This is a genomic window from Nocardiopsis oceani, assembly GCF_054777395.1.
The window spans coordinates 109888-121178 of the sequence record NZ_BAAHAR010000012.1; the positions used below are offsets into that span (position 1 = coordinate 109888).

The 11291-nt window shown below is 69.9% G+C and carries 8 protein-coding genes; all 8 read left to right on the top strand.

The annotated features are described in order from the left end of the window. Window positions 1-14 precede the first annotated feature (14 nt). The 8 genes from ACYVDG_RS09120 to ACYVDG_RS09155 all read left to right on the top strand — a co-directional run bounded on the left by ACYVDG_RS09120 (window position 15) and on the right by ACYVDG_RS09155 (window position 10985). Entirely contained in the window at window positions 15-1679 is a 1665-nt protein-coding gene (locus tag ACYVDG_RS09120) for a UDP-N-acetylmuramoyl-L-alanyl-D-glutamate--2,6-diaminopimelate ligase (protein ID WP_460748293.1), read from the top strand. 390 nt (window positions 1680-2069) lie between these two features. Then, window positions 2070-3518, top strand: coding sequence for a UDP-N-acetylmuramoyl-tripeptide--D-alanyl-D-alanine ligase (locus ACYVDG_RS09125; protein WP_460748187.1), 1449 nt, complete (start codon window positions 2070-2072; stop codon window positions 3516-3518). Beyond that, window positions 3515-4570: a phospho-N-acetylmuramoyl-pentapeptide-transferase gene (gene mraY, locus ACYVDG_RS09130; protein ID WP_460748190.1), complete on the top strand. Its 1056-nt coding sequence runs from the start codon at window positions 3515-3517 to the stop codon at window positions 4568-4570. Before ACYVDG_RS09125 ends, mraY begins: the two co-directional genes overlap by 4 nt. Before the next feature lie 4 nt (window positions 4571-4574). Further along, entirely contained in the window at window positions 4575-6041 is a 1467-nt protein-coding gene (murD, locus tag ACYVDG_RS09135; protein WP_460748193.1) for a UDP-N-acetylmuramoyl-L-alanine--D-glutamate ligase, read from the top strand. A 165-nt stretch (window positions 6042-6206) separates the two neighbouring features. After that, entirely contained in the window at window positions 6207-7637 is a 1431-nt protein-coding gene (gene ftsW, locus ACYVDG_RS09140) for a putative lipid II flippase FtsW (RefSeq protein WP_460748195.1), read from the top strand. Next, window positions 7634-8794: an undecaprenyldiphospho-muramoylpentapeptide beta-N-acetylglucosaminyltransferase gene (murG, locus tag ACYVDG_RS09145; protein WP_460748198.1), complete on the top strand. Its 1161-nt coding sequence runs from the start codon at window positions 7634-7636 to the stop codon at window positions 8792-8794. Before ftsW ends, murG begins: the two co-directional genes overlap by 4 nt. Continuing rightward, window positions 8791-10245 (top strand): UDP-N-acetylmuramate--L-alanine ligase, encoded by a 1455-nt coding sequence (murC, locus tag ACYVDG_RS09150; RefSeq protein WP_460748201.1) that lies wholly within the window; start codon window positions 8791-8793, stop codon window positions 10243-10245. The genes murG and murC overlap by 4 nt, the downstream gene beginning before the upstream one ends. A gap of 11 nt (window positions 10246-10256) precedes the next feature. Then, window positions 10257-10985 (top strand): cell division protein FtsQ/DivIB, encoded by a 729-nt coding sequence (locus tag ACYVDG_RS09155; RefSeq protein WP_460748203.1) that lies wholly within the window; start codon window positions 10257-10259, stop codon window positions 10983-10985. Window positions 10986-11291: the final 306 nt, after the last annotated feature.

The following is an 11291-nucleotide window of genomic DNA, read 5'->3' on the forward strand; positions in this document are numbered from 1 at the left end:
ACGTGCCACCGGTAATGCGACCTGAACACACCAAACTCCGTCCACTGTCCGCCCTAGCAGAGTTGCTCGGGCCGGACACCACACTTCTGCGCCCGGACCTCAGCGCGGACCGCCCAGCCGAGATGCCCGGCAGGGAGGTGCACGTCCGCGGCATCACCCACGATTCCCGCAAGGTGCGCCAGGGAGACCTGTACGCGGCCCTGCCCGGTACCCGCGCGCACGGCGCCGACTTCGCGCAGCAAGTGGTCGAGGCGGGGGCCGCGGCGATCATCACCGACACCGCGGGAGCCGACCGCTCCGCCGCCACCGGCCTGCCCGTCGTGGTCGTGCCCGACGTGCGAGCCGCGCTTGGCACCGCGGCGGCCTGGGTCTACGACGACCCCGCCCGGGAGCTGCTCCTGGTCGGTACCACAGGCACCAGCGGCAAGACCACGATCAGCTACCTGATCGAGTCCGGTATGCGCCAGGCCGGGATGAGCACCGGTCTGATCGGGACCGTGGAGATGCGGGTGGGCGACGAGCGCGTCACCTCCTCCCTGACCACACCCGAGGCCACCGACCTGCACGGCCTGTTCGCGGTCATGCGCGAGCGCGGCGTCGCCGCCGCGGCCATGGAGGTCTCCAGCCACGCCCTGGCCCTGGGGCGCGTCGGTGGGACGCGCTACGACGTCGCGGTCTTCACGAACCTGTCGCAGGACCACCTGGACTTCCACTCGGACCTGCGCGACTACTTCGACACCAAGGCGCGCCTGTTCTCTCCCGAGTACTGCGACATCGCCGTCATCAACACGGACGACCGTTTCGGCCGGGCGCTCGTGGACATGGTCGAGGCACGCGGCGAGGTTCCGATCACCACCTTCGCCGTGGAGGGCGGTTCGGACGCCGGGCCGGGGAACGCCATGGCGGCGGACTGGACGGCCGTTGACGTCCATCTGGGAGCCACCGGGAGCACCTTCCGTATCGTCGGCCCCGGCGGCATGGAAGCCAAGGCCTCCGTGGCCCTGCCCGGTCCGTTCAACGTCTCCAACGCGATGGCCGCCATCGTCGGCCTGGTCGAGGCCGGGCTGCCGCTGGAGACCGCCATTGCCGGGGTGGCCGTGGCACCGGGTGTTCCGGGCCGGATGGAGCAGGTCGAGGCGTCCGCATCCGCTGGGTTCCAGGACTTCACCGCCCTGGTGGACTACTCGCACAAACCCGGGGCCATCGAGGCCGTACTGGGCGCGCTGCGGGCCACCACCGACGGCCAGGTCACCATGGTCCTCGGCTGCGGCGGCGACCGCGACCGGGCCAAACGACCGCTCATGGGTGAGGCTGCGGCCCGCTTGGCCGACCAGCTGATCATCACCAACGACAACCCGCGCACCGAGGACCCCGTCGCCATCGCCACCGCGATGCTGGAGGGCGTGTCCAAAGTCCCCGAGGACCAGCGTGCCCGGGTCACCGTGGAGTTCGACCGCGCCGAAGCCATCGGGCTGGGTGTACACCGAACCGGCCCGGGAGACGTGGTGGTGGTCGCGGGCAAGGGCCACGAGACCGGCCAGTACGTCAAGGGGGAGGTGCTGCCCTTCGACGACCGCGAAATCCTGCGGGCGGCCATCGAGGACGCACTGCGCAACCGCGCCAGCGAACGGCTCGGCAGCGCCCTCCAGAACGTGCACCGGCCGCCGGACGATCGGTGAGCCCGCGAAACCTCGGGGACACGCCCCGGGATTTCCACCCGACCGGGACACGGCCCCGCGCCGTGTCCCCCGCTACCCGCACGCTGCTGACGTGCGCGGAACGTGAGTGATGCGACCGATAGCGGTCACGAAGTAGCGCATATTGCTTCACACGGGGCCCCGCCGGGACCCCAGACACCCCAACATGTTCTAAGGTAGGTCCGGCAATCGCAGCCTGACACGTGCCGCCCACGGTGGCGCCCACGGCACGGTGCAGGCCGAAACCGTGGGGAAGCCCGGCGCGGCACCGCGCGCACGGTTTTCCGCGGTGCCATCCCCTGACCCGAACCCGAGGCCGGGTGGCCAATGCCCCTGGGGCGTCGTGAGCCGGGCCCGACATGAGGAGTGGATTTGATCGCGCTCACGCTCGATCGGATCGCTGAGATCACCCAAACCGCCCTTGGCGGATCAGCGCGCCCCGACGCCGTCATCGACGGCCCCGTCGTCATCGACTCACGACAGGTGGCGCCAGGAGCGCTCTTCGTCGCGCTGAGCGGTGAACGGGTCGACGGACACGACTTCGCCGAAGCGGCCGTGGCCGCCGGGGCGGTCGCGGTCCTGGTATCGCGCCCTGTCGACGCCCCCCATCTTCTGGTGGACGGAGGCGACGACGAGGTTGTCGAGGCCTTGGCCCGGCTGGCCCGCCACGTGGCCGGGGAACTCAGCGACCCGGCGCGCGAGGCGGCCACGACCGAGGTCGTGGGGGTCACCGGCTCCTCCGGGAAGACCACCACCAAGGACCTCGTCGCGCAGGTCGTCGGACGGATGGGACCCACCGTGGCCCCGGCCGGATCGTTCAACAACGAGATCGGCCACCCGCTCACTGTGCTGCGGGCGGGCACCGGCACCAAACACCTGGTGCTGGAGGTCGCGGCCCGCGGCATCGGACACATCGCCCACCTGTGCCACGTCGCCCCGCCCCGGATCGGCGTGGTCCTCAACGTGGGCAGCGCGCACATGGGTGAGTTCGGCGACCGCGACGCCATCTCCCAGGCCAAGGGAGAGCTCGTCGAGGCCCTCCCTGCCGGAACCGACCGTCGTGGCGCGGGTGGCGTGGCCGTCCTCAACGCCGACGACCCGCGGGTACGCGCGATGGCGTCCCGGACCGAGGCCCGTGTGGTCCTCTACGGCACGGCAGAGGAAGCCCAGGTGCGCGCCACCGACGTGCACCTGGAGGCCGACGGCGCCCCGTCCTTCACGCTGAACCTGCGCGGCCGCACGGCCCGGGTCAGGCTCGGACTGGTCGGCGCCCACCAGGTCAGCAACGCGCTGGCAACCGCGGCCGTCGCCGACGACCTCGGCATGGACATCGAAGACATCGCCGCGGCCCTTGGCGCGGCCACCCCGGTCAGCCGTTGGCGGATGGAGGTCACCGAACACAACGGTGTCACCCTCGTCAACGACGCCTACAACGCCAACCCCGAGTCGATGCGGGCGGCGCTGACCACCCTGGGCGCGCTCGCCCGGGACCGCAGGTCCATCGCCGTGCTCGCCCACATGGCGGAGCTCGGCGATGACGGCCACGCCGAGCACGAGAGGGTGGGTGAGATGGCCGCCGAGACCGGCGCGGCCCACCTGGTCGTGGTCGGCTCGGCGGCCGAAGGGATCGCCGTCGGCGCCGAACGCGCCGCTCAGCAAGGGCGGTGGAACGGTGAGAGCATCCGGGTTCCCGACGCGGAGGCGGCAGCCGACGCGGTGCGCGAACGGATGCGCACAGGAGACGTCGTCATTGTGAAGGGATCGCGCGTGGCTGCGCTCGAAAGGGTTATCGACCTCATCACCAAGGGTGATGTCCAGTGATCGGCATTACCGTAGCGGCGGCACTGTCACTCATCGTGTCCATGCTGTCCATGCGGCCCCTGATCAAGCTCCTGTACCGGTTCAAGTTCGGCCAGGAAGTCCGCGACGACGGACCCGAGGGCCACAAGACCAAGCAGGGCACCCCCACCATGGGCGGCATCGTCATCATCCTCGGTGCGGTCATCGGCTACTTCGGTTCGCACCTGGCCCTGTGGACCACCCCCACGGCCTCCGGCCTGCTGGTGATGTTCCTGTTCGTCGGTATGGGCGCCGTCGGCTTCCTGGACGACTTCATCAAGATCTACAAGCGCCGCAGCCTGGGTCTGCGCAGCGGCGCGAAGATGGTCGGCCAGGCGGTGGTCGGCGTCGGCTTCGCCTACGGCGTCACCATGTTCCCCAACGGGTACGGCTACACCCCGGCCGCGCCCCAGCTGTCCTTCCTCCGCGACTTCGGGCCGCCGCTGATGATCGGCGTGTTCGTCATCTGGGCGCTGTTCCTCATCGTCGGCTTCTCCAACGCCGTGAACCTGACCGACGGCCTGGACGGTCTGGCCACCGGCGCGGTCATCCTCTCCTTGGCCGCCTACGTCATCATCGGCAACTGGCAGCTGCGCCAGTCCTGCGTGGAAGCGCTGACCGCCAACTGCTACACGGTCCGGGACCCTCTGGACCTGGCCGTGGTCGCATCAGCCGTACTCGGGTCGTGCCTCGGCTTCCTCTGGTACAACGCCCCGCCCGCCAAGATCTTCATGGGCGACACCGGCTCCCTGGCCCTCGGCGGCCTCATCGTGGGACTGGCCATCACTACCCGCACCCAGCTCCTGCTGCTGCTCATCGGTGGTCTGTTCGTCATCATCACCATGTCCGTGATGATCCAGATCACTTCGTTCCGCCTCACCGGCAAACGGGTGTTCCGCATGGCCCCGCTCCAGCACCACTTCGAACTCAAGGGCTGGGCGGAGACCACGATCGTGATCCGGTTCTGGATCATCCAGGGCCTGTTCATGGCGGTCGCGATCGGACTCTTCTACCTGGAATGGATGCCAAGCTAGAAGCATGCCGCACCACCATCACTCCACCTCCGCAGCTCCCGCGTCCGCCGAGGGCGACAACCCCTTCGCGGGCGCGCGGGTCTGCGTCGCCGGCCTGGGTGTCTCCGGTCCCCCCGTCGCCAGGGCCCTCCTGTCCCGGGGCGCCCGCGTGGTCGCCGTCGACGGCCGCGACGACGACACCACCCGCCCGGGGGCGGCTGCGTTGACCGAGGCCGGAGCCGAGGTCGTCCTGGGTTCCGACACGCTGCCCGAGGGCTGCGACCTGGTCGTCACCTCTCCCGGCTGGCGCCCCGACTCCCCACTCCTCGTCAGCGCGGCGGAGGCCGGGATCGAGGTCATCGGGGACGTGGAGCTGGCATGGCGGATCAAACCCGCCGGCCAGGTGTGGCTCGCCATCACCGGGACCAACGGAAAGACCACCACCGTGCGCATGCTGGAGGCGATGCTGCGCGCGGACGGCCGCGACGCGCTCGCGGTCGGCAACGTCGGCACCCCTGTCGTGGAGGCGGTCCTGCCCGACGCCGACGGCCACGTGCACGACATCCTCGCCGTGGAGCTGTCGAGCTTCCAGCTGCACTGGTCCAACAGCGTCCGCCCGCACGCAGCCACGGTCCTCAACATCGCCGCCGACCACCTGGACTGGCACGGCGGGCTGGAGCCCTACGCCAGGGCCAAGGGCAGGGTGTTCGCCCGGGGCACCATCCGGGTGGCCAACACCGCCGACGCCTGGTCGGTGCGCCTGGCCGAGGAAGAGGGCGACCCCCACACCCCCATGATCGGCCTTCGTCTGGACACCCCCAAGGCCGGTGAGCTCGGTGTGGTCGAGGAGCTGCTCGTCGACCGGGCCTTCGTCGCCGAGCCGCACAGCAGCGCCGAGGAGCTCGCCGGACTGGCGGACGTGCGCCCGGCCGCGCCGCACAACGTCGCCAACGCCTTGGCCGCGGCCGCCCTGGCCCGTTCGGTCGGGGTCGCACCGCAGGCGGTACGCGCCGGCTTGGCCGCGTTCGAGCCCGAGCCCCACCGCATTGCGCACGTGGCCGCGGTCGGCGGTGTCGACTACGTCGACGACTCCAAGGCCACCAACCCGCACGCCGCCGCCGCGTCGCTCAACGCTTACCCATCGGTGGTGTGGATCGCCGGCGGCCTCCTCAAGGGCGCTGAGGTCGAGCAGCTGGTCGTCGGCGCCGCCGAGCGCCTGCGCGGCGCCGTGCTGATCGGCGCCGACCGGGAGCGGATCCGCGAAGCCCTGGCCGAGCACGCCCCGGACGTGCCCGTAGTCGAAGTGGAGGGCCCCGCCGCGGACGCGCCGCCCGAGCACACGGTCATGGACGCGGTGGTCGCTCGGGCCGCCTCCATCGCCCAGGAGGGCGACACGGTGCTGCTGGCCCCCGCGGCCGCCTCGATGGACATGTTCACCAACTATCCCGAGCGCGGCCGCTACTTCACCGAGGCGGTCCACCGACTCCGCTGAGTAATCTCCCTCCGCCCGTCAGTTACACCACGTGTGCGGGCGGCTTCGAATGTGCGCAGACACACCCGACCGGGGCGCCAAAGATGGCCAACACGCGGGAAATGTCCACGGTTCCCAACCCGCCGGTACGCAAGTATTGAGGCGCGAATCGTGCGGAGGGTGTGGATGGCGGCGACGACAACGGTGCCCCGGGTGGCCCGTACCCGGGAGCGCACGGCGTCCGGTGGGCGCGAACGTGCGGTCTGGCGCGAGTGGGCCAGGTCCTTGGACCGCCCGCTCACGTCGTATTACCTGATCCTCAGTACCGGCGTGATGCTCATCGCGCTGGGGCTGGTCATGGTGCTGTCCTCGACGATGGTGAACTCCATCACCGAGACCGGCTCCGCCTTCTCCATGTTCCAGCGCCAGCTGGCGTCGGCGATGGTCGGGCTGCCGCTCATGGTGATCGCCTCGCAGCTGCCCCTGTGGATCTACCGCATGGTCGGCTACCCGGCGATGATCCTGTCGGTGGCCCTGCTCCTATTGACCGCCTTCCAAGGCACTGAGGTCAACGGCGCGATCCGCTGGCTGGAGATCGGCGGCCTGCTCATCCAGCCGTCCGAGCCCGCCAAACTCGCCTTCGCTCTGTGGGGCGCCAACATCCTCGCCCGCAAGGAGGAGTTGAAGGAACTCACCGAGTGGCGGCACCTGCTCATCCCGCTGCTACCCGGCTGCGGCCTGCTCACGCTGCTCGTGCTCCTGGGGTCGGACCTGTCCACCACCCTGGTGCTGCTGCTCATCTTCCTGAGCCTGCTCTGGGTCGTGGGCGCGCCGGGCAAGCTCTTCGTCGGCATGTTCGGCCTGGTCCTGAGCCTCGCGGCGATCGTCATCGCCATCGAACCCTTCCGGATTACCCGGATCACGGCCTTCCTCGACCCGGGCGCGGACCCCGCCGACTCCGGCTTCCAGTCCCTGCACGGCCTCTACGCTCTGGGGACCGGTGGGATCTTCGGGGTCGGTATCGGCGCCAGCCGGGAGAAGTGGGGTTTCCTGCCCTTCGCCGAGTCCGACTTCATCTTCGCCATCATCGGCGAGGAGTTCGGTCTCATCGGCACCCTGCTGGTGATCGGCCTCTTCGGCCTGCTCGGCTACGCGGGACTGCGCGTGGCCTTCCGCGTCAAGGACCCGTTCTCGCGGCTGGCCGCCTTCGCCGTCGTGACCTGGATCATCGGCCAGTCGATGATCAACATCGCCGCCGTCATCGGCCTGGTCCCCGTCACGGGGATCCCGCTTCCGCTGGTCTCCTATGGTGGTTCCGCGCTCATCCCGACCATGATCGGCCTCGGTGTGCTGCTCGCCATCGCACGGAACGAACCCCAGGCACAGAAGGCCCTGGCCGCCCGGGGTCCCAGTTGGGTCCAAAGGGCTCTAAGCTGGCTTGGTCTGGAGAACATCGCCGCATCCGTACGGAACCGGGGCGGCCCCTCGGCCTCCAAGCGCACCACCACGCCGCGCGCCCCGCGTACATCGGAGGATCGCGGCACCAAGACAACGGCCAAGAACAAGAGCGGACCGGTCCCGGCGGGTGACCGGCCAAGGAGGAATAGGCGACGATGAGGGTAGCCCTAGCCGGAGGCGGCACGGCCGGGCATATCGAGCCCGCACTCTCCCTAGCGGACGCACTGCGGCGTATTGACCCCAACACGGAGATCCTCTGCCTGGGCACGGAGCGGGGCCTGGAGACCCGGCTCGTTCCCATGCGCGGTTACGAACTGGGCCTGATCCCCGCGGTCCCCCTACCGCGTCGGATCACCCCGAAGCTGCTCACGGTCCCCGGAAAGCTCGCGGGTGCGCTCAGCGCCGCAGGAGAGCAACTGGACAAGCTCCAGGCCGACGTCATCGTCGGCTTCGGCGGCTATGTGGCCACCCCCGGATACCTGGCGGCCCGGCGCCGCCGGATCCCCATCGTGGTGCACGAGGCCAACCCGCTCCCGGGCCTGGCCAACCGGCTCGGCGCGCGGCTCACCCCGCACGTGTACACCGGCCACCCGCACACCCAGATCCGCAACGGGCGCTTCATCGGTATTCCGCTGCGCCGCCAGATCACCTCGCTGGACCGGCTGGCCATGGGTGACAAGGCCCGTGCCTACTTCGGCCTGCGGCCCGACCTGCCCACCCTGCTGATCTTCGGCGGGTCCCAGGGGGCCCAGCGCATCAACGAGACCGCGTTCAACGCTGCCGGTGCCTTCCGTGACGCGGGCGTCCAGGTGCTGCACGTCGTCGGCCCCAAGAACGCCGAGGAGCCGCAGGACCTCACCCAGGACGGCATCCCCTACGTGGCGGTGCCCTACGTGGACCGCATGGACATGGCCTACGCCGCCGCAGACGTCGCGATGTGCCGTTCCGGCGCGATGACCTGCGCTGAACTCACCGCCGTCGCTCTGCCTGGTGCCTTCGTGCCGCTGGCCATCGGCAACGGCGAACAGTCCCTCAACGCGGAGCCGATCGTCCAGGCGGGCGGCGGCCTGGTGGTCGACAACGCCGACATCTCGGTGGACTGGATCGCCAACCAGCTCATCCCGCTGCTCACCGACACCGACCGCGTGGTGGCCATGTCCGAGGCGGCCGCACGTATGGGCCGCCGCGACGCCGACGAGGAACTGGCCCGCGAGGTCATGGGGATCGCCCGCGGAGACAAACCGACACCGGACCTGCCGGTTCCGGACGACGAAGGCGACGACGCCTACTACGACGACGGGAAGGACGCACGATGAGCCTGGTCAAACCGACCGACCCGGTCCCCGTCGACGAGCTCGGACGCACCCACTTCATCGGTCTGGGCGGTGCCGGTATGTCCGGAATCGCCCGTGTGCTGCTGCAGTCGGGTGTCGAGATCTCGGGCAGTGACGCCCGCGACAGCGACACGCTCCGCGAACTGGAGGAGATGGGCGCAGAGGTGCACGTCGGCCACGCCGCCGAGAACCTGGGCAAGGCCGAGACCCTCGTAGTCTCCTCCGCCATCCGGGAGGACAACCCCGAACTCGCCGAGGCCCGTGCCCGTGGCATCCGCATCCTGCCCCGGGCCGCGGCGCTTGGCTCCCTGCTCCTGAACCGCCAGGGCATCGCGGTCTCCGGTACCCATGGCAAAACCACCACGACATCCATGGTCACCGTGGTCCTCCAGCACTTGGGCGTGGACCCCGGCTACGTGATCGGCGGCAAGCTGGTCACCACCGGTCTGGGCGCCGACGCCGGGCTCGGCGAGACCATCGCGGTGGAGGCGGACGAGAGCGACGGGTCCTTCCTGATGCTCTCGCCCAGGATCGCCGTGGTCACCAACGTCGAGGCCGACCACCTGGACAACTACAGCGGCCTCGACGAGATCCACGCCAACTTCGCGGACTTCGTCGACCGTGTCGAGCGCACCCTGATCGTCGGCATCGACGACCCCGGGGCCCGCACCGTCGCCGAACTCGGACGCGAGCGCGGCAAGAGGGTGGTCACCTACGGCGAGGCCGAGGACGCGGACTACCGGATCACCCGGATCCGTGCGCGCGGCTTCACCACCGAGTTCACCCTGGAAACCGCTCAGGGCGAGCCGATCGACGGCACCCTGGCCGTCCCCGGCCGCCACAACGTCCTCAACGCGGCGGCGGCCGTCGCGGTGGCCGACGAGCTCGGCCACGACTTGGACGTCGCGGTGGAGGGCATCGCCGACTTCGCCGGTGCCTCCCGCCGCTTCGAGCTCAAGGGCGAGGGCAACGGAGTGGGTGTCTACGACAGCTACGCACACCACCCCACCGAGATCGACGCCGACCTGCGCGCCACCCGTGCCGCGCTGAGGTCCTTCACCGAGGACGCGGACGGCGAGATCCCGGAGGGCAGGATCGTGGCCCTGTTCCAGCCGCACTTGTACAGCCGGACCCGCATCTTCGCCGAGGAGTTCGCGGCGGCGCTGAGCCTGGCCGACGAGGTCGTGGTGACGGAGATCTACGCGGCCCGCGAGGACCCCGAGCCCGGGGTCACCGGCGAGCTCATCACCTCCCGCGTGACCCATGACGGGGTCCAGTACGTGCCGGGCCGCGACGAGGCGGCGCGCCGGGCCGCAGAGCTGGCCAAACCCGGGGACATCGTGCTCACCATGGGCGCGGGCGATGTCACGGAGCTGGGCCCGCGGATCGTTGCAGTGCTGACGGAGGCGGCGGAAGGCACCGGAACCAGCTAGGGAGTACACACGTGGGCGCTGACCAGGACGCTGGCCAGGACAAGGCCGGGGCCCCGCAGGGGCGGGACCCGTGGAAGGTGACCTTCGCGGTACTGCTCGTCGTCTCACTGGTCTGTGTGGTCACTTGGGTGCTTCTCGGCTCCCGCCTGCTCGTCGTACGCGACGTCGCCGTCAGCGGTTTGGACCGGGTCCAGGAGGACGAGGTCGTGTCGGCCGTGGCCGTGGACACGGGTACCCCGTTGATTCGGGTGGACCTGGACCGCGGCCGTGAACGGGCCGAAAGCCTGGACCTGGTCGAGTCGGCGACGGTGACGCGCGGCTGGCCCGCGAGCCTCAACGTGGAGGTGGTCGAGCGGCGCCCGCTCCTGTCCATCCGGGTGGGGGAGGAGTACCGCCTCGTCGACGGCGACGGGGTGCGTATCGAGGACTCGCAGACCCGGCCCGGCACGCATCCGCTGGTCAGGGTCACCGGGGAGATCGAGGGCAACGAGGCGGTCGGGGCTGCGGCGGACATCGTCGAGGAGGCCCCGGACTCCCTCATCGCCCAGATACAGCTCATCGACGCCACCGACACCGAAGCGATCTCCGTCGAGCTAGGCGACGGTTCCGTCGTGGAGTGGGGTGACGCGTCCGGTTCCGGGGACAAGAGCGACGTCCTGCGTGTGCTGATGCGCGAGCACCCGCCGGAGGCCGGGCGCGTCTACGACGTCGGGACCCCGGAACTGGCCATCGTCCAGTGAAGCGGCCCCCAAGGAAGGGGCAGGAGTCGGACCAGTCCGGGCAATGGGCCGCTATGGGGACAAGTGCATCCAGGACACATCGAATCGGCTCGCGTCGTGGACATTCCAGACGCGACGCGCCGAGTGTGCGCTTCGCTTCCTTGCGTTATACGCAGTTAGGCTGAAGTCGTCATCGGTTGCCCGTACCCGGCAGTCCGCTTACTGTCGGGGAGCACAACCACCGTCAACAACGCAGTAAAACACGCTTTTCGGGGTACGCAGGAACTGTTTCGCCCCGCTTCTCGGAGCGGGCCGCAAGCCGGGCCG